At 37.3% G+C, this 26612-nt stretch carries 21 protein-coding genes; 4 read left to right on the forward strand and 17 right to left on the reverse strand.

Features of this window, described 5'->3' with window-relative positions; translation table 11 throughout:
• The first annotated feature begins 68 nt into the window (after nt 1–68).
• Entirely contained in the window at nt 69–1061 is a 993-nt protein-coding gene (locus C8D70_RS06350) for a PLP-dependent cysteine synthase family protein (RefSeq protein ID WP_076596094.1), read from the forward strand.
• Nucleotides 1062–1118: 57 nt separating this feature from the next.
• Here C8D70_RS06350 and C8D70_RS06355 read toward each other — a convergent pair whose 3' ends face one another.
• The 3 genes from C8D70_RS06355 to C8D70_RS06365 are packed head-to-tail and all read right to left on the reverse strand — an operon-like array spanning nt 1119 to nt 2910.
• Nucleotides 1119–1652 carry a hypothetical protein gene (locus C8D70_RS06355; RefSeq protein WP_110366765.1) on the reverse strand — a complete coding sequence of 178 codons (534 nt, stop codon included), beginning with the start codon at nt 1650–1652 and terminating at the stop codon, nt 1119–1121.
• A 37-nt stretch (nt 1653–1689) separates the two neighbouring features.
• Nucleotides 1690–1992, reverse strand: coding sequence for a chaperone modulator CbpM (locus C8D70_RS06360; protein WP_076596096.1), 303 nt, complete (start codon nt 1990–1992; stop codon nt 1690–1692).
• Nucleotides 1993–1995: 3 nt separating this feature from the next.
• A complete protein-coding gene (locus tag C8D70_RS06365) occupies nt 1996–2910 on the reverse strand; it encodes a DnaJ C-terminal domain-containing protein (RefSeq protein ID WP_076596097.1) in 915 nt (304 codons plus the stop codon).
• Nucleotides 2911–3003: 93 nt separating this feature from the next.
• Here C8D70_RS06365 and C8D70_RS06370 point away from each other — a divergent pair, with 93 nt between their 5' ends.
• On the forward strand, nt 3004–4203 hold the full coding sequence (locus tag C8D70_RS06370) for a dicarboxylate/amino acid:cation symporter (RefSeq protein ID WP_110366766.1): 1200 nt from the start codon (nt 3004–3006) through the stop codon (nt 4201–4203).
• Nucleotides 4204–4224: 21 nt separating this feature from the next.
• Here C8D70_RS06370 and C8D70_RS06375 read toward each other — a convergent pair whose 3' ends face one another.
• The 3 genes from C8D70_RS06375 to C8D70_RS06385 form a co-directional block, all read right to left on the reverse strand.
• On the reverse strand, nt 4225–4608 hold the full coding sequence (locus C8D70_RS06375; RefSeq protein WP_110366767.1) for a DUF779 domain-containing protein: 384 nt from the start codon (nt 4606–4608) through the stop codon (nt 4225–4227).
• Nucleotides 4609–4697: 89 nt separating this feature from the next.
• Nucleotides 4698–5732: an alcohol dehydrogenase AdhP gene (gene adhP / locus C8D70_RS06380; protein WP_110366768.1), complete on the reverse strand. Its 1035-nt coding sequence runs from the start codon at nt 5730–5732 to the stop codon at nt 4698–4700.
• A 209-nt stretch (nt 5733–5941) separates the two neighbouring features.
• Nucleotides 5942–7471 carry an aldehyde dehydrogenase family protein gene (locus C8D70_RS06385; RefSeq protein ID WP_110366769.1) on the reverse strand — a complete coding sequence of 510 codons (1530 nt, stop codon included), beginning with the start codon at nt 7469–7471 and terminating at the stop codon, nt 5942–5944.
• Between the two features lie 183 nt (nt 7472–7654).
• On the opposite strand from C8D70_RS06385, the gene C8D70_RS06390 reads away from it, so the two are divergent.
• Nucleotides 7655–8578: a helix-turn-helix domain-containing protein gene (locus C8D70_RS06390; protein ID WP_076596102.1), complete on the forward strand. Its 924-nt coding sequence runs from the start codon at nt 7655–7657 to the stop codon at nt 8576–8578.
• A gap of 63 nt (nt 8579–8641) precedes the next feature.
• Here the strand turns inward: C8D70_RS06390 and C8D70_RS06395 are convergent, their stop codons facing one another.
• The 11 genes from C8D70_RS06395 to C8D70_RS06445 all read right to left on the reverse strand — a co-directional run bounded on the left by C8D70_RS06395 (nt 8642) and on the right by C8D70_RS06445 (nt 23465).
• Nucleotides 8642–10105, reverse strand: a complete 1464-nt coding sequence (locus C8D70_RS06395) for a RagB/SusD family nutrient uptake outer membrane protein (protein WP_110366770.1) — start codon at nt 10103–10105, stop codon at nt 8642–8644.
• A 14-nt stretch (nt 10106–10119) separates the two neighbouring features.
• A complete protein-coding gene (locus tag C8D70_RS06400) occupies nt 10120–12918 on the reverse strand; it encodes a SusC/RagA family TonB-linked outer membrane protein (RefSeq protein ID WP_110366771.1) in 2799 nt (932 codons plus the stop codon).
• A 498-nt stretch (nt 12919–13416) separates the two neighbouring features.
• Nucleotides 13417–14745, reverse strand: coding sequence for a hydroxymethylglutaryl-CoA synthase family protein (locus C8D70_RS06405; RefSeq protein WP_110366772.1), 1329 nt, complete (start codon nt 14743–14745; stop codon nt 13417–13419).
• A gap of 170 nt (nt 14746–14915) precedes the next feature.
• Entirely contained in the window at nt 14916–17426 is a 2511-nt protein-coding gene (locus tag C8D70_RS06410) for a M1 family metallopeptidase (protein WP_110366773.1), read from the reverse strand.
• A 25-nt stretch (nt 17427–17451) separates the two neighbouring features.
• Nucleotides 17452–17670 carry a hypothetical protein gene (locus C8D70_RS06415; RefSeq protein WP_076596107.1) on the reverse strand — a complete coding sequence of 73 codons (219 nt, stop codon included), beginning with the start codon at nt 17668–17670 and terminating at the stop codon, nt 17452–17454.
• A gap of 227 nt (nt 17671–17897) precedes the next feature.
• Nucleotides 17898–18692, reverse strand: a complete 795-nt coding sequence (locus tag C8D70_RS06420; protein ID WP_110366774.1) for a thymidylate synthase — start codon at nt 18690–18692, stop codon at nt 17898–17900.
• A gap of 135 nt (nt 18693–18827) precedes the next feature.
• The gene (locus tag C8D70_RS06425) at nt 18828–19268 is read right to left on the reverse strand and encodes a hypothetical protein (RefSeq protein ID WP_110366775.1); all 441 of its coding nucleotides are present in this window, start codon (nt 19266–19268) and stop codon (nt 18828–18830) included.
• A 134-nt stretch (nt 19269–19402) separates the two neighbouring features.
• A complete protein-coding gene (locus C8D70_RS06430; protein WP_110366776.1) occupies nt 19403–20752 on the reverse strand; it encodes an alpha-amylase family glycosyl hydrolase in 1350 nt (449 codons plus the stop codon).
• Between the two features lie 227 nt (nt 20753–20979).
• Complete coding sequence (locus tag C8D70_RS06435; protein ID WP_076596111.1) at nt 20980–21576, reverse strand: IS1096 element passenger TnpR family protein; 597 nt, start codon at nt 21574–21576, stop codon at nt 20980–20982.
• 134 nt (nt 21577–21710) lie between these two features.
• Entirely contained in the window at nt 21711–22742 is a 1032-nt protein-coding gene (locus C8D70_RS06440; protein ID WP_076596112.1) for a sensor histidine kinase, read from the reverse strand.
• 48 nt (nt 22743–22790) lie between these two features.
• Nucleotides 22791–23465 (reverse strand): response regulator, encoded by a 675-nt coding sequence (locus tag C8D70_RS06445; RefSeq protein WP_076596113.1) that lies wholly within the window; start codon nt 23463–23465, stop codon nt 22791–22793.
• 325 nt (nt 23466–23790) lie between these two features.
• Here C8D70_RS06445 and C8D70_RS06450 point away from each other — a divergent pair, with 325 nt between their 5' ends.
• Nucleotides 23791–26580: a TonB-dependent receptor gene (locus C8D70_RS06450; RefSeq protein ID WP_110366777.1), complete on the forward strand. Its 2790-nt coding sequence runs from the start codon at nt 23791–23793 to the stop codon at nt 26578–26580.
• The last annotated feature ends 32 nt before the right edge of the window (nt 26581–26612 follow it).

The raw sequence follows: 26612 nt of genomic DNA on the forward strand, positions 1-26612 counted from the left end.
TATCCACACGTTATCCACAGTGCAGATAATTTTAAAAGCCTTATCTTTGCGCCGCTTATAGAACATTTATGAAATACGCAAAAAATATCCTTGAAACGATAGGTAACACACCGCTGGTAAAGCTTAACAAAGTATTAGGTGAAGATTTTCCGGCATTAGTATTAGCAAAAGTAGAGACCTTCAATCCCGGAAACTCAGTAAAGGACAGAATGGCTCTTAAGATGATAGAAGATGCTGAAAAAGACGGCAGATTAAAACCCGGAGGAACGATTATCGAAGGAACTTCCGGAAATACAGGAATGGGACTGGCACTGGCGGCCATCATCAAAGGGTACAAATGTATCTTTGTAACCAATTCAAAACAGTCTAAAGAAAAATGTGATATTCTTCGTGCTGTAGGGGCTGAAGTAATTGTTTGTCCTACTGACGTAAAACCTACCGATCCGCGTTCTTATTATTCAGTTTCCAAAAGACTGGCAAAAGAAACAGAAAACGGATGGTATGTGAACCAATACGACAATTTATCCAACAGAGCAGCTCATTATGAGTCTACCGCTCCGGAAATCTGGGAACAGACTGAAGGAAAGCTGACTCATTTTGTGGCAGGAGCCGGAACAGGAGGTACAATTACGGGATGTGGAACATTTTTCAAAGAAAAAAATTCAGACATCAAAGTAATCGGAGTGGATACTTATGGTTCTATTCTGAAGGAATTCCACGAAACAGGGGAATTGCATTACGACCACGCATATACATACATTACAGAAGGAATCGGGGAAGATATCATTCCTGAAAACTATGATATGTCTGTGATTGATCACTTTGAAAAAGTAACGGATAAAGATGGAGCTGTCTATGCCAGAAAACTGGCTAAAGAAGAAGGTATTTTCTGCGGATATTCTGCAGGAAGCGCTATTGCATCATTGATCCAAATGAAAGATCAGTTCACTAAAGATGATGTCATTGTTGTGTTACTTCACGACCATGGTTCAAGATATGTAGGGAAAATCTACAATGACGAGTGGATGAAGGAAATGGGCTGGCTGGAAGAAAGCAAATAAGCTAATTTGTAAATAATAAAAAAACGGAGCAAAATAATTTTGCTCCGTTTTTTGTTTTTATTGATCGATTTTCACTTTATCTTTTAGTGTATTCTTGAGAAAACTGTACTCTTTTTCACTCATCGCCTTTCTGGGAAACATATAGCTGTATTTTCCTTCAAGAGAAATAAACTCGTTATTGCTTTCAGTATATTCAAAATCTTTCCATTCGCTGGATTCTTTTTCACCATCAATATTCACTGTGAAAAAGTTATTATCAAATCTTATTTCGTATAGTTTACATCTTTCAAGCGTACTCAGATAATGATTCACCTGCTTTTTCCATCTTGACACTTTATTAACGCTTACAGACAAAAAAACAGCACAAAGCAAAAATATAAAGCTTAAAAAGTATAAAATTCCCACACTTTCTTTACTTAAAAGATCTTTGAAAAGAAAAACAACGAAAACAATTACCGCTGCTGCAATGGTGGCAATAGTTTTACCTTTTGTAGTGGGTGAAAAAAGCAGACTTCCCTGATTACCGCTAAAATAAATATCTTCAAAAATTTTTCTGTCCGGTTTTAGTGTAATCACCTTTTCTTCATTCATAATTATAGAGTTGGCTTTAAAAAGCTACAAAACTAAACTAAATATCTTCATATTGATCACTTATGGCAGAAAGTTTATTCATCAGTTCTCTGTTTCTTCGGTTCAGAGCATCCAGTTTTTTCAGCATATTATGAATCACTTCAAGACCAGGCAGATTTATTTCAAGATCATAATGCCAGTTGGCAAATTTTTCCAGATTGGGTAAGTCTTCATACATCAGATAGTGAATATTGTTTTCAATCTGAATATTCAGCAAACCATAATCTACAAGCTCATCAAAAAAAGTGATTTCTATATTATAGATTTTTACGAGTTCTTCCCGTGATATTCTTTCACTCATAGCTTATGAATTTTTTAGTTGTTCAAAAAGTTCTTTCTGCTTCTCGGTAAGGTTGGTTGGCAGTTTTACTTCATAGGTTACAAAAAGATCGCCATGTTCTCCTTCTTTTTTATAGACAGGAAAACCTTTTCCTTTGAGTCTTACCGTCATTCCGGTTTGGGTTTCCGGTTTCACTTTAAGGTTCACACTTCCATTGAGAGTATGTACTTTTACTTCTCCGCCCAGAACCGCTGTATACAGATCAATAGTGACTTTGGTTTTCAGATCATCACCGATTCTTTCAAAATCCGGATCTGCCGGAATATTGAAGGTGATGTACAAATCTCCGTTTGGACCGCCATTTATACCGGGATTTCCATGCCCTTTTAACTTGATCTGCTGCCCGTCATACACCCCGGCAGGAATAGTGATTCTTACTTTTTTACCATTGATTTCAAAAGTTTGCGGATGAGTGGTTGCAGCATCTCTTAAATTGAGATTCAATTCGGCGGTTATATCCTGTCCTTTGAATTTACCGGAAGCCCTTCCTCTCGAACTTTTACCAAATCCGCCGCCTGCTCCGCCAAACATATTCTGGAAGAAATCTGAAAAATCTTCCCCTTCACCAAAGTCTGCTCCGGAATATCCTCCGTTGTAACTCTGCTGTTGATACTGTCTTTGCTGCTGTTGCTGGGCTTTTTCGTATTCTTCGCCGTGTTTCCAGTGTTCGCCGTACTTGTCATATTTTGACCTGTTTTCCGGATTACTCAGCACTTCATTAGCTTCATTCAGTTCTTTGAATTTCTTTTCTGCTTCTTTGTCTCCGGGATTGAGATCGGGATGATGTTTTCGGGCCTGTTTCCGGTAGGCTTTTTTGATATCATCCTGTGTTGCGTTTTTATCTACGCCTAAAATTTTATAGTAATCTATATAAGCCATAGAAATGTAGTTTACTCAAATTTATGAATTTTAGGTCTGAAAATTGTATAACAGAATGTTAAAAATAAACCTATCTTTGATAAAAAGCCATACATGAAAGATGTATTGAAAAACTACTCCGGAATCGTATTTTTACTTTTAGGAATCACTATTGGAAGCATCATTGGAATTGTTGCTCCTGGTATTGTGGAATACATTAAACCTTTGGGAGATATTTTCCTTAATCTTCTTTTTGTGAGTGTAGTACCATTGGTATTTTTTGCTGTTTCCAATTCTATTGCTTCTTTGGAGCAACAGTCTAAATTCGGAAGAATTATTCTTGTAATGGCCTTTACTTTTTTATTCTTTATTCTTACTGCTGCCATTTTTACCATCTGTGCAGTATATCTTTTCCCGGTTTCCGGGGTTTCAGGAAGTTCTGAGATGATTACAGAAGCAGCCAATGAGGATACATGGGGCAACAGAATTGTAAGTTTCTTTACCGTGGGAGAATTCACGGAGCTTTTCTCAAGAAGAAATATGCTGGCTCTTCTGGTATTTGCTTTTCTTACAGGATTTGCAGCCAGAAAAACGGGGGAAAAAGGGCAGCCTTTCAGGGTTTTTATTGCTTCGGGATATGAAGTGATGAAAGAACTTCTTCTATTGGTGATGAAACTTGCTCCTATAGGTTTAGGCGCTTACTTTGCTTATCAGGTAGCGACTTTAGGACCTCAGCTTTTTGGATTTTATGCTAAACCTTTAGGGTTATATTATATTGCGGGTGTTATTTATTTCCTGGTGTTTTTTTCTATCTATGCGTTCATGGCGAATGGGCAAAAAGGAGTCAAAAGTTTCTGGACGAATGCCATTTACCCAACTTTAACAGCCATAAGTACATGCAGCAGTTTTGCAACAATGCCTGCTAATTTACAAGCTGCTTCCAAAATCGGGATTCCGAATTCTATTGCCAATCTGGTGATTCCTATCGGGACCACGCTGCATAAAAACGGATCTTCCATGTCTTCAATCATCAAGATTTATGTAGCATTCTTAATCATTGGAAAGGACTTCTTTGATCCTGCCAACCTGCTTTTGGCATTGGGAATTACTGTATTTGTCAGCATTGTGGCTGGTGGTATTCCTAATGGTGGGTATATCGGAGAGATGCTGATGATCTCTGTTTATAAACTCCCTCAGGAAGCGATTCCTGCGGTGATGATCATCGGGACTTTGGTAGATCCTCTCGCTACCGTTCTGAATGCTGTAGGAGATATCGTTGCAGCGATGTTTGTCAACCGGTTTGTAAAAGTCTGAATTGTTTTTTGTTACACCCCACTATTCACTGCGCTTTATCGGTTCCAGATTTTCATATTCTTCCGGAGTGAAAAGTCTGTAGTGAACCTTAAATGTCTTTCCCAAAGGAGTTTCCAGCGAGAAACCTCCCGGTCCGAAACCATCCGTAACGTCGAGTGTAAAATGGGAATATTTCCAGTATTCAAAAAGGTCGCGGTCTATCCAGAACTCATGTCCATTAATAGTACCGATCATGGCATCGTTCATTCTGGGAAAAAAGCCTCCTTTTTCAAAGCATTGCGGCTGGGTTCCTTCACAGCATCCTCCTGCCTGATAAAACATCAGAGGACCATATTGTTCTTCCAACCTGTTAATTACTTCAAGAGCCTGTTTTGTTGCGGAAAGTCTTGATATTTTTGTTTCCATTGTTTTTATTTTGGTTTAATGCAAACCTTATATTGATAAAAGATCCCGGTAAAATACATTCTAACCGGGATCAGCAACACATCATCAAATTAATTTGAGCCGGCAATATCTAGAACGATTCTGCCATCAATTTGTCCTTTTTTCATTTTATCAAAAACGTCATTGATGTCTTCCAGCTTTGCCGCAGTAACTGTAGCTTTTACCAATCCTTCATTGGCAAAATCCAATGCTTCCTGCAAATCTTTTCTAGTTCCTACAATGGAACCTCTTACTGTGATTCTTTTTAAAACCGTTTCAAAAATAGGAAGTTCGAAAGAGCCGGGAGGAAGCCCGTTCAGAGCAATCGTTCCTTTTCTTCTCAACACATCTATTCCCTGCTTGAAAGCAATTGGTGAAACTGCTGTAATCAATGCGCCATGCATTCCGCCAACTTCTTTATGTAAATATTCTCCGGGATCTGTGTTTTTTGCATTGACCACAAGGTCTGCTCCTAATTTTTTCGCCAGCTCAAGCTTATCGTCGGCTACATCAATAGCGGCTACACGCATTCCCATTGCTTTAGCATACTGAACGGCTACATGTCCCAGTCCTCCGATTCCTGAAATGGCCACCCATTCTCCGGGTTTTGTTTCTGTTTCTTTCAATCCTTTGTAAACAGTTACTCCGGCACATAAAATTGGGGCAATCTCCAGAAAATTGACATCAGATTTCAAATGCCCCACATATCTTGAATCTGCAATAACGTATTCTGCAAATCCTCCATCTACACTGTATCCTCCGTTTTTCTGTGCTTCACAAAGGGTTTCCCATCCTGTGATACAATAATCGCAGCATCCACATGCACTGTACAGCCATGGAACTCCTACTGCATCTCCTTCTTTTACAAAAGCTTCTGGTCCGCAGGCTACTACAATACCTACTCCTTCATGTCCCGGAATAAGAGGCATTTTGGGCTTTGCAGGCCAGTCACCATCTACCGCATGTAAATCTGTGTGGCAAACTCCGCAGGCGATAACCTTGACAAGCACTTCATATCTTCCGGGTTCTCTTACAGGTACTTCTTCTATTTTCAAAGGTTGACCGTAGCCCTGAACTACTGCCGCTTTCATTGTTTTTGGAATCATATTTTATTTTTGGAATTGAGTTATTTTGATTGATTAGTTTTCTATCTTCATTTCTGAACAGATAAGTTCTTTGCGTGAGGGATAGGAAGTGCGGCGAGGAACGAGCCGGTGCGCAATGTAATGAAGCACCGAAACGAAGTGCAGCCCTGGATAGCCCGACCGTGTTGCCCTGGATAAAGCCAAGGCAATCGGGCACGTCCTGAATAATATTAAAAGAAACCTAGCTTATTCTTGTTATAAGAAATCAGCATGTTTTTGGTTTGGCGGTAATGATCGAGCATCATTTTATGGTTTTCTCTTCCAATTCCTGATTGTTTATAACCCCCGAAAGGTGCTCCGGCCGGATACGAGTGATATTGGTTCACCCATACTCTTCCTGCTTCAATCTGGCGTGGAATATTGTACAACTGGTGAGCATCTCTGGTCCAGACTCCGGCTCCAAGACCGTAGATGGTATCATTGGCAATTTTTACAGCTTCTTCTTCATCTTTGAAAGTGGTAAATGCCAGCACCGGGCCGAAAATCTCTTCCTGGAAGATTCTCATTTTGTTGTTTCCTTTGAAAATCGTAGGCTGGATGTAGTATCCGCCTTCAAGATCTTCACCCAGGTTGTTTACAGCTCCTCCTAAAAGCACTTCTGCTCCTTCTTCTATTCCCAATTGAATGTAAGAGAGGATTTTATCTTTCTGAATCTGTGAAGCCTGCGCTCCCATCATCACGGTCTTATCCAGTGGATTTCCTACTTTGATGGCTTTTACTCTTTCGATGACTCTTTCAATAAAGGCATCTGCAATATCTTCCTGAACGAGTAATCTTGAAGGACAGGTACAGATCTCTCCCTGATTTAGGGCAAAAAGAACAGCGCCTTCTATGGCTTTATCTAGAAATTCATCATCTGCATCCATTACAGAATTGAAGAAAACGTTAGGGGATTTTCCTCCCAGTTCCAATGTTACCGGAATAATATTTTCTGTAGCGTATTGCATTACCAGCCTTCCTGTAGCGGTAGAACCTGTAAATGCTGCTTTTGCTACTTTCGGATTGGTTACCAAAGCTCTTCCCAGCTCTGCCCCGAATCCGTTAACAATATTAATAACTCCTGCCGGTAAAAGGTCACCAATCAATTCCATTAAAACCATAATGGAAACAGGAGTGCTTTCTGCCGGTTTTAGTACAACACAGTTTCCTGCTGCCAATGCGGGAGCCAGTTTCCAGACTGCCATCAGGATCGGGAAGTTCCATGGAATGATCTGTGCAATGACTCCAAGAGGTTCGTGAACAATTAATGAAACAGTGTCTTTGTCCAGTTCGTTATGCGATCCTTCATCAGCGCGGATCACAGAAGCAAAGTATCTGAAATGATCAATGGCTAAAGGTAAATCTGCTGCCAGTGTTTCTCTTACAGCCTTTCCGTTATCAATTGTTTCTACTGTTGCCAGATACTCTAAATTCTGTTCTATTCTGTCTGCAATTTTATTCAGGATAATACTTCTTTCTGTGGAGGAAGTGTTCTTCCATGTCTGAAATGCTTTTTCCGCTGCATTTACTGCTAACTCCAGATCTTCTTTGGAAGAATGTGCTACCTGAGTAAATTTTTTCCCATCAACCGGGGAAACTACGTCAAAATATTGTCCTTTAACAGGTGGAGTGAATTTTCCGTCAATATAGTTATCATATCTGTTTTTGAACTCCGGGCGCTGTAAAAGTGTCGTTGATCTTGGTTCTGTAATAGTGCTCATATTAGTATTGTTTTTATTTTTTCGATAACGCCAAATTACACTGAGAAGCCAAAAAGTATATAGCACAATCGTATAAAAAAAGTGGAAAATAGTGCAAGGAGTTCAATTTTAGTATTTTATTAACAGCAACGTACTCTCAAATTTTCTATATTTGAGTTACCTCCTTTTCAAAAAAATTTAGAAATGAATAACAATAGTAAGATTTTATTAAATACTCCTGAATTACGTAAGGAAAACCAACTATTGAGTCTTGTTGAAAACCAGACGAAATTCAATCTAAACAATTGTGAATTCAGCATTTATGAGACTCATAAAGCAGCTTTTGATGTAAAGCTTCATTTCGAGAACATTGCATTTACAGCGATGCTGAGAGGTAAAAAACATATGAAACTGGATAAGAAGACCAGTTATTTTGATTACTATCCGGGGGAAAGTATTCTGGTAGCACCGGGAGAAACAATGGTCATTGATTTTCCGGAAGCAGATGAAACGCCTACGCAATGTATTTCGTTGAGCCTTAATCCGGATTTTATTGAAGATTCTCTCAATTACCTCAATTATCATCTACCCAAAGTGGATGAGACTTCACAATGGAATATTCAGCTGGATGAGTATTTTCTGTTTAATAATAAAGCACTTGCTTCGGCCACCAACAATATCATGAGAATTGCGATGGATGATAATTCCCAAAAGGATATCATGGCAGATTTTGCATTAAAAGAACTGCTGATCAGATTAATGCAGACCCAGGCAAGAGGCATGGTAGAAAAGAATATTGTTAAGAATAAATCCAGAATAGGTTTTGTGGTAGATTATATTAAAAGAAATCTGCACCAGAAATTGTCTATTGACAGTATCGCCAAACTGGCTTATGTAAGCAAGTCTAATTTCTTTAAAATGTTTAAAGATGAGCTGGGAACTTCCCCTAATGATTTTATTTTGCAGGAAAGAATTAACCGGGCAAAAGAATTGCTTGCCAGCCAGACCAGCATCAAGGAAACTGCTTTTCAGACGGGATTTTCAGATACGAACTATTTTACAAGGGTATTTAAGCAGCTGGAAGGAGTGACTCCGAAAAGTTATCAGGACAGGATGCTTCTACGATAGCTTTACAACAAAAAAGAGTCCCATTTCCGGGACTCTTCTTAAAAAATATATTAAAATTAAATCTTAATATTTGTCATTCTGCTGGATATTCGGGTTTGCCTGAATAGCAGTAATAGGAATTGGCCACTGCCATTTGAAGCTTCCGGCTGCAAGAGTCTGTTCAACTGCAGGTGTACCTGTACCGTCAAAAAGATCTCCTTTACCAGATCTCTGAACTGGAAGGTTTAATCTCTTCAATGTATACCATCTGTCATTTTCAAATGCAAGCTCCAGCCTTCTTTCTTTCAGGATCGCATCTAAAAGAGCCTGTCCTGTTTCTGTACCAGGAGTAAATGATGAATATCTTTCAGCTCTTAATTTATTTAATAGAACTAAAGCCTGTGTACCATTACCTGTTCTGTAATATGCTTCAGCTACATTCAATAATACTTCAGCAGATCTAAGATATTTAACCGGTACGATATTAGAAGGACCACCATTACCAGAATATTTTGTAACGTGGTTGTATTTTTGTCCGCTATATGTACCCACTGTAAAGTAAGCTCCTTTTCTAACATCATTTGATGTATAAGCTGTATATAAATCGTAATCTACAACAAATTCTGATCTTAAAGCCGGAACTGACTGGTTGTATGCAACTCCTACGGTATTTTGCTCGGCTGCAGAGTTCAATATCTGGAATAATACTCCATCAGTAATTCTGGATATACCTTCGTTTTCTTTCCAGATTCTTGTAAAGTTATCCAATGTTGTGATACTTGGAGAAAGGTTTAATGCTAATTCACCATATTTGATAGTATTAACATAGTCTCCTCTATAAAGATCAATTCTGGACAATAATCCGTATATAGCTGCTTTGCTCAATCTTCCTTTATCAGCATCATTCTGAGTTATATTATCAGCAGCAAATAATAGATCTGCTGTAATTTTATCATATACCTGATCAACGGTAAGATTTCGGGATGATGTATTATTTAAAGGAGAATAGGTCTCTGAATAATAAATTCCGATTGTATTCTTAGCTCCTGCAGATTGAGTTGGGATTTGGGAATATGCTCTTACAATATCAAAATGAGCGATTGCTCTTAATGCTCTTGCTTCAGCTTCCAAATTTGTTTTCTGTGTTCCGGATAATACTCCGTTATTGATATATTTCAAAACAAAGTTAGCTCTGCTGATTACAAGATAAGCTGCATTAAACAAACCTGTTGTCTGTGAGTTATCTGATGAGAATTCGAAGTTTGACGCCGCAAAATTGGTATTTCTTCCTGTAGTGGTACGAACCAAGTTATCAGTGGTAAGATCACCCATGATAAGTTGGTTTCCTGTATCACTAGTATAGTAACCACTTCCTTTAAGAGCTGTATAGGCACCATCCATGGCCTGTCTGAAGGTCTCAGGTCTCGTCATCGCCTGCTCCTGATCTTCATTGATTGATGAGATTTGATCTAAATTTCTGTCACAAGACGTTAACGATACAAAGGCAGTTAACGCAGCTAAACTTATTTTTATTATATTCTTTTTCATAAAGCTATTCAATATTAAAATTCTAATTGCAGTCCTACCAAGATTGTTCTTACAGCAGGGTAAGTATAAAGGTTAAATGATCCGGGAACAAATAATGATGATGAGTCAGCAGATCCTACAGAAACTTCAGGCTCTCCGTGGAATTTAGTTACCGTAAATAAATTTTGCCCCTGTACATATGCTCTTAGCTTATTAATTGGCGATCCTTCTCCAAGGAATGCTTTATCAAATGTATATCCTAATGTAAGTGATCTTAATCTCAGGTAATCTGATTTTTCAATCCACTGATCAGAATCACGCATACCGTTTGAGTCAACTTTCTGGAATACTCCTGTGTCTCCAGGATTTTGCCAAACCTGAGCAGCAGCCTGTGCCATATTTCTACCTGCAACAGCCAAAGTTGGGTTAACAGCGGCAAAATACATGTTGTTATAAGTATATCCGCCTAGCTTAAATGCAAAGTCTGCACTGAAATCAAGTCCTTTGTACTGAACTGTAGTTCCGAATCCACCAAAACTTTTTGGAAATGGAGATTTATCTGTAAGAGGAACTGCATTGGAAGCGCTGTAAACATCTGTAACGTTTCCAGCTTTATCATAATATAATGCTTTTCCGTTACTTGGATCTACTCCTGCAAACCTAACATTATAGAATACATATGGAGTTTCACCTACCTTAAGATAAGTATACCCTAAATTTCTTTCTGTCTGGTCACCTGCTAGCCTGTCAAGAACAGACTTCTGGAAAGAGATGTTAGCATGTAGATTCCATTGGAAATCTTTTTGTTTGATCACATCTACACTCAATTCAACTTCAAGTCCTTTCTGAGACATGTCTCCTGCATTGATATACTGGTAGTATCCACCTTCCTGTTTATCCAAAGGTACAAGCTGTACGAAATCTTTTCTCTTGTTCTGATATACTTCTACGGATCCTCGAATTCTTCTGTTCCACATCGTAAAATCAACTCCTAAGTTGGTAATCGCATTAGACTCCCATTTAAGATTGCTGTTACCAATAATATAATCACCTTTTGAAACTGTTCCCGGGTATGATGTACCATTAGCACCATATAAACCGTAGCTGATATTATTGACATTATAATAATCAGGTAAAGTACCATCATTTCCTGTAGTACCGTAAGATCCTCTAAGCTTTAAATCATTAATAAACCCACCTTTCATGAAGTCTTCCTTCGCGATATTCCATGCTGCACTTGCAGACCAGAAAATACCACTTTGGTTATTGGCACCAAATCTTGAAGAAGCATCTCTTCTCAATGATCCTGTTACCAGGTATCTACCTTCATAGTCATAGTTTAACATCCCCGCTAAACTGAATAAAGTATTTCTTACTTTAACTCCAGTAAATGTATTTCTATCTGAAGGTGTAGTAATAGATGGAACATTGATTACCGGAGATTTCAATCCGTAAGCCCCTCCATTCATTGTTTCGTTGTAGTTATCGTTATATTCGATAAATCCTAAGAAATCGAAGTTGTGGCTTCCGTATGACTTTTTATAGTTAATGGAGTTGTTCCAGGTATAGTTAAATGTGTAGAATGAATTTTTGTTTAATGACCCTGTAGGAATTTTGTTGTTTAACGTTAAATCAAGGTTTGAACCTTTCTTCAACCACTGAGTTCCCATGTACCAATCGAAAAGTCCGTTAAAGTTTGTTTTAAACTTCAGACCATCGATAATTTTATATTCTGCAAATAAAGTTACCGGGATTCTTAACCTCTGATCATCCAGTCTGTAATTACGGATCTGCTCAACAACGTTAGAACCCGCTCTCATGGTCTGATTATAGCTACCATCAGCATTATAAACCGGTTCATATGGAGCATATTTATACATGGCTCCGAATGGGTTCTGCGTATTGTTTCTGTCCATAAAATTCTGAGTTTCCTGATACTGAACACCTAGGTTAATCCCTACGTTCAGTTTTTCACTCAGTTTATTGGTAAATCCAAAGTTACCTGTATATCTCTTAAGCCCATCGATATCTCTGATAATCCCGTTATCAGAATCATATCCTAAAGAGTAATAGAAAGTACTTTCTCTGGATCCTCCTTGTGCGCTGAATAAGTAAGACTGAATGCTTGAAGGTTTTAACAGGTCTTTTTGCCAATTGTGATCATAGGCAGCAAGTACGTCCATTTCCTGTTGAGATCTTGGTTTAAATCCAAGGTAACCCAATTGATTCTGAAAGTTCATTAACTCCCTTGAATTCATCATGGTGTAGTTATTATCCTTAAGCCTTTCACTGAAACCAAACTTAGTTTCAAATGAATAGTGAGTTTTCCCAGCTTTTCCGGCTTTAGTAGTTACTACTACTACTCCATTTGCTCCTCTCGCACCATACTGTGCTGTCGCAGCAGCATCCTTAAGAATTGAAATAGACTCTACGTCTGCAGGGTTGATTGCACTGAACTGTCTTGCAGTCATATACATCCCGTTTACTACATAAGTAGGCTCTGAAGAACCACCAACACCGGCAATACCTCTTACCTGAATGGTAGCAGCAGCACCTGGCTGCCCGGTAGTACTTTGTACAAATACCCCTGAAGCTCTACCCTGTAAAGAGTTACCAATAGATGTAGTAGGAGAGTTTCTTCTGATTTCGTCACCCCCAACAACAGCCTGAGCCTGGGTAATTTCATCTGCTTTTTTCTTCTGGTATCCAGTAACGATTACCTCATCGATCTTATTCTCCTTCAGAACAGAATCATTCTTAGATTTTTGTGCAAAAGCAGCTTGTCCTAAAAAAAACAAAGCTCCTGCACTTAATACATGTAACTTCACATTCATATTAACAGATTTTAATATATTCAAGCGACAAATATGTCGATAAATATCTATAACATCAATTCGTTGAATGCTGAAAACACGCTTCCAGAACGGAGAGATTCACATTCATCTTAAAAAAACGATAAAGAATCATTTTGAATATATTTAAAAAATTAACAAAAAATAAGTCAATTTATATATTAACAGAATTTTAATAAATTTTAAAATTTAAATCAATTTACATTGATTTTAAAAAAATGATTAAAAAAATAAACTTTAAACATCATTTATTAAGTAAAATTTACACTAAAATAATTTACCAATTTGAAGAAAATGGAGCAAAAAACAGCTTATTTTCTTAAATTTTATATAAAAAACAGTATTCTACAAGCTGAGAATTCCTTTTCCATGATCTCTTATTCATCATAACAATTAAAATTTACAGAGGTTTCATTGATAAAAAAAGTAAAGCATCCCAAAGTATGATGAGATGCTTTTATATAATTTTATTGAATGCACTTATTTCTGAAACCCATAATATCTGGCTCCTATTAAAAACGGATTTTCTGTTTCAATAGAGACAAGTCCAAAGCCTTTGTAATTTTTATTTACAGAATCATTCAACTGTTTTCTGTGAAGTTTTTCATAGGTTTCAAAGTTTACAGCAGTTCTTTGGTTCAAACTTTCAAACAAATTCCATTTCTCTACTACTTTTTTCCAGTTCCCGGCAACTGTTCCAGCAAATACTTTTGATTTTGAGCCACTTCCATACCCTACAAAACCAATTTCTTTTCCGGAAAGTTCTTCATTTTCGTTAAAAGATGTCTGTAATGCTGAAAGAAGCGCCATAAATATGGAAGCTGTGTACATATTTCCTATTTCTGAAGAGGCTCTCTGGGTCTTTTCTATCTTATCATTAATTAATTTCAGATAGTTTTCTGATTTAGCCACTGCTTTTTGTTCATCTGCTGTTTCATAGGAAAGGCCATTCTCAAGGCTGTAGATTTCGGTAAAAACCCTTTTCCCATGGAACGCATAAGGAAGGTGGAAAATAATATACTGCCAGTTTTCATACGGTTTTTCCTGCCCGGTTATTTCTTTATAATGATAATAAGCTTCTTTTATTCTATCCTGATAGCACTGGTTAGAATATTGTCCGTCAAAAACTGGTTCGTCTGTAAAAATTTCAATCTTTTCAGGAAATGTTTCCGGAGCTCCATTCAAGTCTTCTTTTTTATATGATCTTCTCGGTTTAAAAAAATCAAAGACACTTTCTGAGGCTACTCCCCAATTATTTTCTATTTCAAGAAGATCCGGTTTTGAGGAAATCAAAAGAGCCACAGCACCGCCTCCTTGTGTATATTCTCCTGATGATGCCAATTCATATTTTGCATAATCACTGGCAATTACTACTGCTTTTTTATCAGGATTTACTCTTACAAAGTCCAGAGCGTTATGTAAAGCATCTACTCCCCCTACACAGGCAAAAGTCATATCAAGTACGTCACAGTTTCTGAAACATCTTGTTCCAAATTCTTCTTCCAATACTTTTTCTACCATCTGTACAGCATAGGAAGCTGTAGGTTTTGCAGCATCCACTGCGCTTTCTGTCCCAAGGTATACTCTTGCTATTTCTTCAGGATTGATTTGATAGTCTTTTATAAGCTTCAGTAATGCTTCTGCTGCAAAAGTGGCAGCATCTTCGTGAACGTCAGAAAGTCCCATTTTATGAAGGCCTAAGCCTTTTTCCAATTTCGCTGGTTCTATTCCTCTTTTTTCTGCTAAATCCTTAATCTCCAAATATAAACCAGGTACATAATACCCCGCTGCTTCAATTCCAAAACTCATAATTGTCTAAATTTTAAACGAATTTATGAAAGATAACACAAAAAACGGTGGTAAAAAATGCTAATTTTTGCAATATCATTAAAAATCAATGTATTTAAAAATATAATCCTGCAGTTTATATACATCTTCATCATACAAAGAAAGCCAGCAAATCTGCCGGCTTTATCTGTTTATTTATAGTTTTCAATTGCTTTATTAATGACATCAATCTGCTTATTGATACTTGCTGCGCTTTGTGGATTTTGTTTGAGCAGTTCCATTTTTTTACTCAAACCATCTTTCAGCATCTGAACCATCATCATTTTAGCCTGCGGATTGTCTGCCATTTGGTTTTTGGCATATCCTGCTATTTTTGTTATGCTTTCTGTTGCTTTCAGGTTGTCGGAAGTCATGATCCAGTTGAAACCATCTTCTGCGGCTTTTCCCAATTCCGGATTCTGGAATTTAATGAAGGGATAAAAAGTAGCAAGAGGTGCAATATTTTCGATCTGCGAAGTAATCTTGTTCTTAACAATAATCGGGAGCAATTGTGCCTGCAACGCATCAGAAGCTCCTTTCATATCAATTTTATCAGCCAGGCTGTTTGCTCTTGACGGATCAATAGAAAGAAGGGCACTCATTGAACTTCCTTTCACTGCATTCGAAACTGCATTCACTCCTTTTTCAAATAACGGAAGATATTTTTTATCTTTTGACTTTCCTAAAGCCGTAATAGCTGCCGCCTGCACCAATGTTTTAGGATCATTGGAAGCCAGTTTTTCAACTTCGGCACCCATCGCCTTCATTTGTTCAGGATTAGTAAGGTCTATTACATTCAAAGCCTTTATTCTTACCCTGAAGAAAGGATCTTTCAATGCTGCTGCCAATAATTTTACAGCTGCAGGGCTTTTCCCGGTCTGATCTTTAATTCCGTTTAAAGCCAGATATCTGCTTTTGAACTCCTTAGAGCTGGTAAACTGCATCAGATTCTGTTCCGGAGTTTTAGTATCGGTAATATCAGCCAGTAAGACTCCGTCTGCATTGATATTAACAAGATCCGGTGCTTTAGAAACATCAAAACTGAATGTATTTTTTGCTTCTGCATTTACCCAGACATTGTATCTTTTAGGTTTTCCGTTGTCATAGATATCAATGGCCAGAGGAAATTCAAAGGGTTTTTCCTGAGTTTGATTAATGGTTACAGCCACCTGTTTTTTTACCGGCTCAAAGGTGGATGAGTAATTAATTTTAGGATTTCCGCTTCCGAAATACCATTGGTTAAAGAACCAGTTTAAGTCTTTACCCGATACTTTTTCAAAAGAAAGTCTTAACTGGTGTGCTTCTGCGTTCTGATATTCGTTGGTTTTCAGATAATCATTCATTCCTGCAAAGAAGGCATCATCTCCAAGATAATTTCTCAGCATGTTTAAAATCCCGCCACCTTTCTGATATGTTACGAGGTCAAAAACATCTTCCCTGGATTCATAGTTGAATCTTACCAGATTTTTATTAAAATCTGAAGGATTATGGATATACTGATTTACGTCTGTCATGAGGTGATAATCGGCCTGATCTTTTCCGTACTTGTATTCATTCCAAAGGTATTCGGAATAATTGGCAAAAGATTCATTAACGGTAAGATTACTCCAGCTTTCTGCAGTTACCAGATCTCCAAACCAATGGTGAAAGAGTTCATGAGCAATAGTATCTTCCCACGTATTCTCATCGATGAGCTGTCCCGGCTTCTGAAGAATATCACTTCCATGAAGAGTGGCTGTGGTATTTTCCATTGCACCACTTACATAATCTCTTCCGGAAATCTGAGCATATTTCGCCCAGGGATAGTCATAATTCAGTTTTTTAGAGAAAAAGTCGATCATTTCCGGTGTATTTCCGTAGATCTGTTTAGCATAAGGCTCGTATTCCTTTTCAATATAATAATCAACCGGAATGTTTTTCCATTTGTCTTTTACAACGGCATATTCTCCCACTCCCATAAAGAAAAGATAGGTAGAATGTCTTTTATCCATCACCCAATGATCTGTTCTGAGTCCGTTGGATTCTTTTTGAGAATCTTTCATAATACCATTGGATAATGTTACATATTTATCAGGAACTGTCATATAGATTTCCTGGGTTGTCTTTTGGTTGGGTTTATCAATAGTAGGAAACCATGCAGAAGAAGATTCCGTTTCTCCCTGTGTCCAGATTTGGGTTGGCATATCCGGATCTGTTCCCTGAGCATTGATGAAATACAGCCCTTTTGCATCATTGATTGCCATGCTTCCCTGCTGCTTCACTTCATTCGGGCGGGATGTATATTTGATGTACACTGTATACTCCTGATTTTTCTGATAGGTTTTATCGAGAGTAATTTTTAGAATATCGTCTTTGTATTCGTATTTTAAAGGAGACTTTTTGCCGTTGTTATCAAGAGCCACTTCATGAATCAGCATTCCTTTTGCATCAAGGGTAAGCTCATTGGTGGCATAGAAGTAAGGTGAAGCGGTAAGCCATTCTTCCCCATTCATCTGTTCTTTCTGATAATCAAAATTCACTTTCAGTTTTGTGTGCTTAAGCTCCGTTACTTTAGTGTGAGTAGCTCTGTATATTTTTTCTCTTCCTGAAGTTTCGGTTTGTGCTGATACATTTGTGGAAAATAAAATTCCAAGTATAGCAATTGATAAAATGGCCTTTCTCATCGGTCTGCTTTATTATTTTTTAGAATTATTTTTTTATGATGATGTCGAAAATGTCATTGACTAAAGTTTCATAGTCGCCCTTTTTAAGCTGTTCTTTTGTTTTTGCAAAGGCTTTTTTGAGTTCACTTTCAGGATTTTCGTCATCCACTATTTCTGCTGATGCTACACCTTTCAACTGAAGTACTGCATTTTTCAGTACTTCAACATCTGCATTGTCTTCTATATTAATTTTTAAATACTTCATAATTTATTCTTAAGTATTTGATATTTATGATTTCCTGTCTGCCAACGGATCCCTTTACAAAAAGAATCCAACGAACCGGAATTGTTCATTCAAATGTAAGAAACAATTGCCAAAAGAAAGTGTAATAAAGGATTTATATTCCGATTCCTTAGTTTATGACCGCAGATAATGGCATCTATTAATAAAAAAATAGACGTAAATTTAAAAAATAAAGCGATATAAGAATATTAAATGGCTACAGGAGCTTTGATCCCCGGATGTGGATCATAATTTTCTAAAGTAAAGTCCTCGAAATCGAAATCAAAGATATTTTTAACTGCAGGGTTTAATTTCATTGCCGGAAGTGCTCTTGGTTCTCTTCCAAGCTGTCTGTTTACCTGCTCAAAGTGGTTATTATAGATATGAACATCTCCAAAACTGTGAACATAATCCCCTACTTCAAGATCACAAACCTGCGCTACCATCATCAAAAGTAATGCATAACTTGCAATATTGAAAGGTACTCCAAGGAAAACATCAGCACTTCTCTGATACAGCTGCAAAGATAGTTTACCATCCGCTACGTAAAACTGGAACAGGGCATGACAGGGAGCCAAAGCCATGTTTGGAATTTCTGCAACATTCCATGCTGATACGATAAGTCTTCTGGAATTCGGGTTTTTCTTGATCTGATCGATCACTTCTGTAATCTGATCTACAATTTTTCCGTCTGCTCCATTCCAGCTTCTCCATTGTGCTCCGTAAACAGGTCCCAGGTCTCCATTTTCATTCGCCCATTCATCCCAGATGCTTACTCCGTTATCTTTAAGGTATTTGATATTGGTATCTCCTTTCAGAAACCAAAGCAACTCATAGATAATGGATTTTAAATGCACTTTCTTTGTGGTTACCAAAGGAAATCCTTTTGACAGATCATATCTCAGCTGATATCCGAAAACACTTCTTGTTCCAGTGCCGGTTCTGTCGGTTTTATCAGTTCCGTTGTCTAAAATATGCTGTAAAAGGTCCAGGTAGTTTTGCATTTTGAATGAGATTTTAAGTTTCAAATTTAGTAAAAACCATTAAAAAAAGCACTCACTTTTATGAATGCATTTTATAGCGGTGATGTTTATTTTCTATTAAACAGCTGTATATCTGCCATCTAACAGAAATTAATTTTACCATATATTTTCAATGGTCTGATGAATGGTATTGACTGTAAATGTTTCTCCTGTTTTTTTTCCATACATAACTTTCACCAAGGGTGATTCTGCAGAAACGGTCATGATTTTCTGGTTCTCAAAAACAATTTCTCCCATGGAAGCAGCAATATAGAACAATCCTTTATCGGTTTTTACCAATGCTCCGTTCTGAACTTTTTCTGAATGATCCGAAGTTATTTTCTGCAAAACAGCCTGTTGGCTCAACACTTCGTTAAGCTGTCTCTGCAGATTATTGATTTCCTGCTGAAGCATTTCTCTTCCGGTTTCGTATTTGTCCCCCATTGAGCTTTTGGTGTCATTGTTGGATGCCCGTGTTTCTGCGATCAGGTTTTCAAAATACCGGATTTTGTCTGCTGTTTTTGCTTTAATGATATTGATTATTTCCTGTTTGTTCATTTCAATGGACGTTTTTTTATGGTGAGCGGTAAAAACCACCCCGTCAAAATCATAGATTTTGACACCCCTCCAGCGGAGGGGAATTAAGTACTGCTTAGTGGCTATTCATTAAGATAAAGCCAAAGATCTAAATATTATTTTTCAAATACAGCAAAATCAGATACTTTAAAGCTAAAATCTTTTCCATCGCTGAAATCTCTTTTGGTTTTATCAAAAACATTTCTGAATGTTCCTGACAGATGTTCGTCTTCAATAGAAAAGTTAACCGGTTCTTTTGACATGTTCAGAACAACCAAAACTTCATCATTGCCGTTTTTTCTTACATAAGCCAGAATTTTATCATTTGCTGTTGTATTAAGAAGGTAAGTTGTAACGTTGGTATCTCCTCCTCTTAAAGCCGGATTCGAAGCTCTCAAATCCAATACTGTTTTATAGAAATCAGCAACCTGATAGGTATTCGTCCATTTGATGACATCTTTTTCGAAAAACTCCAGTCTCTTCATATTCGGAAGCTCCTGCCCTGAGTATAATAACGGAACACCATTCCATGTGGCGGAGAATACAGCCATGGGTTTTGTGATGACGCCATATTTTTCATATTCGGTTCCGTTCCACGAGTTTTCGTCGTGGTTTGTGGTAAACCAGGCTCTCATGGAGGCGTCTCCAATATTAGAATACTGTCTCAACAGATCCTTGAGCTCCTGAAGAGGTTCATTTTTTTTATAATAGTCGGCAGATTTGTGCATCCATTTCCAGGAATAGCTGGCATCAAAAACTTTTCCGTATTCCGGGCTTTCCAGCTCATCAAATTCTCCCAGCCAGAAAAGAGGTTTTATTTTTTCTACTTCAGGACGTGCCTGTTCCCAGAAGTCTACTTCTACCCATGAAGCTAGATCACATCGGAAACCATCAATATCGGTTTCCTGCACCCAGAATCTCATGGCATCTATCATAGCCTGACGCATTTCCTGATTTTTATAGTCCAGCTCAATAATATCGTCCATTCCGGAAGCTATATGGAATTTTCCATCCGGATCTTTAAGATAAAATTCAGGATGTGTTTTTGTCCACACATGATCCCAGCCTGTATGATTGGCCACCCAGTCTATAATTACTTTAAATCCCAGTCTGTGTGCCTCATTCACCATATCTTTAAAATCCTGCAGTGTCCCGAATTCAGGATTGATGGAAGTGTAATCTGCAGCGGCATAAGGACTTCCCAGACTTCCCTTTTTATTCTGCTGGGCAATTGGGGTAATGGGCATGAACCAAAGTGTTTTTACGCCCATAGATTTCAGCCGGGGCATTTCTTTTGCAAATGCTTTGAAAGTTCCTTCCTGAGTATATTGTCTTATGTTTACTTCGTAGATATTTGTATTATGTTTCCAATCTTTTGGCAGTTCTGTCATCTTCCGTGTATTTTTTTGAGTGGTACAGGAAACAATTCCCAGACCAATTACAGCTAACAAAAGTAATTTTTTCATTAAACTATTTTTAACAAAAGTAAGGATTGTTTTTGGAGGGAAGCGGGAAAAGAACAAAATTGTAAAGGTAAAAAGGCAAAATTACTAAATGGTAAATTTATGAAAAGCTTATTTATGGAAAGGCAGAGGAAATCCGTTTACTTATTTACCAGTTTATTATTTTAATTGTTATGCATTTGCCATAAAAAAGCCCCGGATCAAAATCCAGGGCAGTATATTGTTGTTGACTATCTTTCGTCATCATTATCATCTTCATCATCAAAGACATCATCATTGTAGTCTTCTTCCTCATCATCATCGAAGCTGTCATCATCTTCATCTGCAAAATTTCCTCCTGCTCCAAAATCATCATCGAAGCCGAATTCATCATCTACCAATGGCATTGCTGATTTCTTTTTGCCACCTGCGCTTCCGTTTTTGCCAGGAGCTTTCAACGGAACATTTCCAAATCTGTATACCGTGATTGGATAGTTCACGCCTTTTGTTTCTTCAATTACTTCAATAAGCTCACAGAAAAATTCCCAAAGATCAAGAAGCCCATACTGGAACTGTGCTTTGTCTCCTACATTTTCAAAAGCCTCATCAATGTAAACATCTGACATAATTTCGCCGTCACCATCATCACTCATATCTTCCAATGGGACACTTTTTACGATCGTTCCGTCGTCTTCCAACAGATTAAAGGTAGAAAGCTCATCTCCCTGCAGACTGAATGCACTTTTAATTCCTAAATGTAAGTTCCATAACGTTTGTTTTCCCTTAACTTCAATATCACGGAAAATATCCTCTTTCGCATCTAATATTACGCGGATTTTGTAAACCATATCAGTTTCTTAAATTACTTTTTTGCCTTTATAATTATGATAAATCTCTGTTGCAAATATATAATAAATGACATGTGACAAAAAAATATTTCAGGATTTTTTAAAATATTTTTTTTTCTTACATTTTGCCGGAATTATTTACTTTTCTCAAGCATAAAACTAAACTTTGTGCCTTCAAGGTAAACGCTTTCTACGGTAATATTTTCGTTATGAGCTTCAAGGATGTGTTTTACAATAGCCAGGCCAAGCCCGGAGCCGCCTTCTCTTCTGCTTCTGCTGGTTTCCACACGATAAAATCTTTCGAAGATTCTTGGAAGAATTTCGGATTTGATCCCCATTCCGTTGTCTATGACCTCTATCAGCACCTTATTTTTCAGGATACTGGTTTTTACAATCACTTTTGCTTCCTGTCTGTTAGCATAATGAATGGCATTGGAGATGAGATTAATAAAAACCTGAGAAATCTTCTGTTTATCAGCTTCTACAAAAATCTGTGGATGAAGGGTCTGAATCTGTAAAGTTGTATTTCGTTTTTCAGCTTCAAGATCAAGAAGGTCAAAAATCTCTTTGATCAGAAGGTTGACATCAAATTTTGAAACGGTAAGGTTGATTTCGCCAGCTTCCAGCCTATTGATCATATCAAGATCGGTTACAATAGCAATAAGTCTTTCTACCGATTTATCAATTCTTTCCAGATATTTATCCCGGATCGTAAGATTGTCTACTCCGCCTTCTCTTAGGGTTTCTACATATCCCTGAATAGAAAATAAAGGGGTTTTCAGTTCATGGGAAACATTTCCGATATATTCTTTACGGTAGCTTTCCATCTCTTTCATCATATCAATTTCAGATACCTGCTGCTGATTGAGATCTGAAAATCTTTCACCTAACTCTTTGATGGTGATATTTTCATCATGATTCTGTACTATTTCCTGCGGAAGAAATCCTGAAAGACCTTTTACCTGTTTTCTGCTGTAGTAATTGAAAAGGAGTTCCAGTACTACACAGTTGATCAGGAAGATCAGGACAATACAGATGAAAAGACCCGTTTTGAACAAAGGGGTCTTATAGTAGATATCTTTCAGCGAATCGAATACGACACCTAAAAGGAGCATTACCAGTGTCAGCAGACAGGAGGCAACGAGGGTAAGTCTGTAAAATTTCAATTTTACAACGTTTTAATGATTGAACGTAAAGTTAAGATTTTTAAATAATTAAACGATCAGTTTATATCCAATCCCTTTTAATGTCTGAATGGTATTGATCCCTAATTTTTCTCTTAGTCTTCTGATGTGAACATCAATGGTTCTTTCTCCTACAATCACATCATTACCCCAAACTTTTTCCAGAATCTCTTCTCTTTTGAAAACCTTTTCAGTATTGGAGGCCAAAAGGTAAAGCAAATCAAATTCTTTTTTGGGAAGAAGAAACTGCTGCCCGCTTTTGGAAACTCTGAAGTTATCTTTGTCGATAACAAGGTCTCCGATTTCGATGAGTTTAGCATTGTCAGAAACCTGAGAGGTTAGCTGCAATAATGCATTTACCTTAGAGATAAGGATTTTCGGTTTGATCAGTTTTACGACATAGTCATTAGCACCCGCCTGAAAACCTGCTAATTGAGAAAATTCTTCGCTTCTTGCAGAAAGGAACACAATAAGTGTTTTTTGCAGTTCTTTCACTTTACGAAGTTCCTGACAGGTTTCTATACCATCTTTTTCAGGCATCATGACATCTAATAAGATAAGGTCCGGAACAATTTCCTTTGCTTTCTCTATACCTTCATTACCATTGGTAGCGGTATAGATATCGTACCCTTCCTTTTCCAAATTGTAAGACAGAATCTCTAAAATGTCCAGTTCATCGTCTATTAAAAGAATTTTTTTGCTCATCTTCTAGTTTAAGAATTCCCACAAAATTAATTATTTCAATTGATTTCATCTATCCGCCAAATGTTAACTAATTATTAAAAAACAACATTTTAAAAACAAATTACAAAATCAATAAAAAAAACAATAAATAAATATATAAAAATCAAATATAAGGAATAATATTCAATATTAAAACAAAAATTATAATTATATAAACAAAACATCGATAACTATAAAATCCATTCATTCGTTAATACAAACTTCATAATTAATTAAGATTCTCCTAAAGTTTTCTTAAAAACTTAGCCCTTATTTTGCCCTTGAAAAAGAAGTAAAAGAAGTAATAATGAAAAAACAACTCCACAAGAGCATCATGCTACTTGCCTTGTTTTCTGCTGGCTATGCTTTTGCACAAAGTCAGATTTTGGAAGGTAGGGTATTGGACGAGAAAGATAATACTCCTATAGAAGGTGTAAAAGTAAAGGTAAACGGTCAGGAAGTAACCACTGACATTTCCGGATACTACTCTATCAACCTTTCTCCCGGTGCCAATTACATTGTAACGGTAAGCTCCAATGGGTATAACAGAAAAGAGATCAGTGAGGTGATTATCAAAAATGAAGGTAATACTCACCTTGATATTGTTCTGGATAAGCCATCTACCAAAGAAAAAGAAATTGAGGGTGTTGTCATAAAATCAAATGCAAGAAAAGAAACCATAGCCTCTACCATCGGTTTACAAAAGAATGCGGGTGTAGTTTCTCAGGTTATTGGTGTTGAAGCTATTAAAAGAAGTCCGGACAGAAATACGGGTGAAGTTCTGAAAAGAGTCTCCGGGGTGAGTTTGTTTGATGGAAAATATATTGTAGTAAGAGGTTTATCAGACCGTTACAATCAGGCCATGCTGAACGGCATCCAGTTATCCAGTACGGAACCAGACAGAAAGACTTTCTCTTTTGACCTTTTCCCTGCTAACGTTATCGAAACCCTTGTGATCAACAAAACTTTCATTCCTGAATATACAGGTGAATGGGGAGGTGCATTGATCCAGGTAAATACTAAAGATATTCCTAATAAAAATTTCTTCAATGTACAGGTAGGCGTAGGAGGAAACACCGCTACTATAGGGCAGGAATTCCATATGCAGAAAGGAGGAAAATGGGACTTTTTAGGAATTGATGACGGTTACCGAAAACTTCCTACCAATATGCCTGCAAAAAACGCTTTCAGTATTCTGACTGAAGCACAGAAAACAGAGATCGGTAAAGGATATACAAAGAATCTTGGATACAACAGTATCGGTTACCCTGAAAACTTAAGTTTACAGTTAGACGGAGGTTTCAACACGAAGTTATTCGGAAAAGATTTAGGAGTAATTGCTGTTTTAAACTACAGTAATAACAAAAGAAGAACTGAATCTACCAACCGTTTCTTTACCATCAACAATCAGCTTGCTGATACCAACTTCGATTATTTTACAGAAAAATACAGCAATGATATTATTTTGGGAGGGATGTTGAACCTTTCTTTAAAGCTGAACAGCAACAATAAAATTTCCCTGAAGAATATCATCACCAACAATACAGTAAATCACATGTCCTTCAGAACTGGAAAGGACTTTGAATTTGATCCTATTAACGGAACAAACATCATGGCAAGGGAAATTGGATTTAAAGAAACCACTTTCTATAACTCTACCCTTTCCGGTAACCATAAACTTGATATTCTTGGCGGTCTTACCGTAAACTGGTACGGAAGCTTCGGGATTCTTGATCAATACATCCCTTTGCTACAGCGTTTGCAGTATAACCAATATACGAACATGCCGGGAAGCCCTTATTTAGCATTGATTTCTAATGGTCTTTCTCAAAAATCAGGAAGTGTATTCTACTCTACGCTAAGTGACTATTTATATAATGCAGGAGGTGATGTATCCAAAACATTTACGATGTTCGGACAAAAACAAACGATCAAAGGTGGGTATTTATTCCAGGTAAAAGACAGAATATACAACTCAAGACCGTTCTCTGTAAGACTTGAAAACTTCAATCAGGGATTGCTTTCTCAGCCTTTTGAAACGATCTTCAATCCTGGTAATTTTGGAACTAACGGAGGATTTACATTTGATGAAATTGCAGGAAACCAATACCGATATATTGCCAATACGATCCTTAACGCAGGATATTTACAGTTTGACAACAACTTCACACCATGGTTAAGAGCAGTCTGGGGATTAAGAGTTGAAAACTTTGACCAGCTGGTAGGAAGCACAAAAAAGAGTGATGACCGTTTTGTCAATACAAGAGTGACAGACTTTTTACCTGCTGTGAACTTGACATTCAAGGTAAATCCTAAAATGAATATCCGTCTTGCAGGTTCACAAACTGTTGTAAGACCGGAATTCAGAGAGGTTTCTCCTTTGGCTTATTATGATTTTGACCTTGGAGCAACTGTAATCGGTAACAAATCTATTGAAAGAACTAAAATCACGAGTGCTGACCTTCGTTGGGAATTCTACCCAAGAAACGGAGAAATTATATCCGTGGCAGGTTTCTATAAAAACTTCAAAAAACCGATCGAATTATACTTCAACCAATCAGGGGTAGGAACCAGTAACACTTTCAACTACCTTAACGTAGATAAAGCTGATGCTTATGGATTAGAAGTGGAAGCGAGAAAAAAACTGGATTTTGTAAGTGCTCTTAAAAACTTTACGCTGGGTGGAAACGTAGCATTAATTAAAAACAGAGTAACGGACGAAGCTACCAACATAGACAGACCAATGCAGGGACAGTCTCCATACACGGTTAACTTAAGTCTTCAGTACGATACTGAAAAATCAGGTTGGTCTTCTACTCTATTATTCAACATGATCGGAAGAAGAATCTTATATGTAGGAAACGATCAGGTTCCACCAATCTGGGAAGCACCCAGACCTCTTTTAGACTTCCAGCTTGCTAAAAAATTATGGAGCAACAAAGGAGAAATCAAGCTGAATGTTTCAGATATCCTGAACCGTCGTGCTAAATTCTACCATGACCTGAACGACAATGGTAAGTATGACAGCAAAGATGCTCTTGCTATTGAAAGACTTACAGGAACCAATATCAGTTTAACACTGGGATACAATTTTTAATTCACTCAACAAATAATCTAATAAATAATTTA

The sequence above is a fragment of the Chryseobacterium sp. CBTAP 102 genome (assembly GCF_003201365.1).
GTDB lineage: Bacteria > Bacteroidota > Bacteroidia > Flavobacteriales > Weeksellaceae > Chryseobacterium > Chryseobacterium candidae.

Bases quoted from the DNA above. Each gene is read 5' to 3' on its own strand.
- C8D70_RS06350 (WP_076596094.1), top strand. From the start codon at position 69: ATGAAATACGCAAAAAATATCCTTGAAACGATAGGTAACACACCGCTG.
- C8D70_RS06355 (WP_110366765.1), bottom strand. From the start codon at position 1,652: ATGAATGAAGAAAAGGTGATTACACTAAAACCGGACAGAAAAATTTTT.
- C8D70_RS06360 (WP_076596096.1), bottom strand. From the start codon at position 1,992: ATGAGTGAAAGAATATCACGGGAAGAACTCGTAAAAATCTATAATATA.
- C8D70_RS06365 (WP_076596097.1), bottom strand. From the start codon at position 2,910: ATGGCTTATATAGATTACTATAAAATTTTAGGCGTAGATAAAAACGCA.
- C8D70_RS06370 (WP_110366766.1), top strand. From the start codon at position 3,004: ATGAAAGATGTATTGAAAAACTACTCCGGAATCGTATTTTTACTTTTA.
- C8D70_RS06375 (WP_110366767.1), bottom strand. From the start codon at position 4,608: ATGGAAACAAAAATATCAAGACTTTCCGCAACAAAACAGGCTCTTGAA.
- adhP (WP_110366768.1), bottom strand. From the start codon at position 5,732: ATGATTCCAAAAACAATGAAAGCGGCAGTAGTTCAGGGCTACGGTCAA.
- C8D70_RS06385 (WP_110366769.1), bottom strand. From the start codon at position 7,471: ATGAGCACTATTACAGAACCAAGATCAACGACACTTTTACAGCGCCCG.
- C8D70_RS06390 (WP_076596102.1), top strand. From the start codon at position 7,655: ATGAATAACAATAGTAAGATTTTATTAAATACTCCTGAATTACGTAAG.
- C8D70_RS06395 (WP_110366770.1), bottom strand. From the start codon at position 10,105: ATGAAAAAGAATATAATAAAAATAAGTTTAGCTGCGTTAACTGCCTTT.
- C8D70_RS06400 (WP_110366771.1), bottom strand. From the start codon at position 12,918: ATGAATGTGAAGTTACATGTATTAAGTGCAGGAGCTTTGTTTTTTTTA.
- C8D70_RS06405 (WP_110366772.1), bottom strand. From the start codon at position 14,745: ATGAGTTTTGGAATTGAAGCAGCGGGGTATTATGTACCTGGTTTATAT.
- C8D70_RS06410 (WP_110366773.1), bottom strand. From the start codon at position 17,426: ATGAGAAAGGCCATTTTATCAATTGCTATACTTGGAATTTTATTTTCC.
- C8D70_RS06415 (WP_076596107.1), bottom strand. From the start codon at position 17,670: ATGAAGTATTTAAAAATTAATATAGAAGACAATGCAGATGTTGAAGTA.
- C8D70_RS06420 (WP_110366774.1), bottom strand. From the start codon at position 18,692: ATGCAAAACTACCTGGACCTTTTACAGCATATTTTAGACAACGGAACT.
- C8D70_RS06425 (WP_110366775.1), bottom strand. From the start codon at position 19,268: ATGAACAAACAGGAAATAATCAATATCATTAAAGCAAAAACAGCAGAC.
- C8D70_RS06430 (WP_110366776.1), bottom strand. From the start codon at position 20,752: ATGAAAAAATTACTTTTGTTAGCTGTAATTGGTCTGGGAATTGTTTCC.
- C8D70_RS06435 (WP_076596111.1), bottom strand. From the start codon at position 21,576: ATGGTTTACAAAATCCGCGTAATATTAGATGCGAAAGAGGATATTTTC.
- C8D70_RS06445 (WP_076596113.1), bottom strand. From the start codon at position 23,465: ATGAGCAAAAAAATTCTTTTAATAGACGATGAACTGGACATTTTAGAG.
- C8D70_RS06450 (WP_110366777.1), top strand. From the start codon at position 23,791: ATGAAAAAACAACTCCACAAGAGCATCATGCTACTTGCCTTGTTTTCT.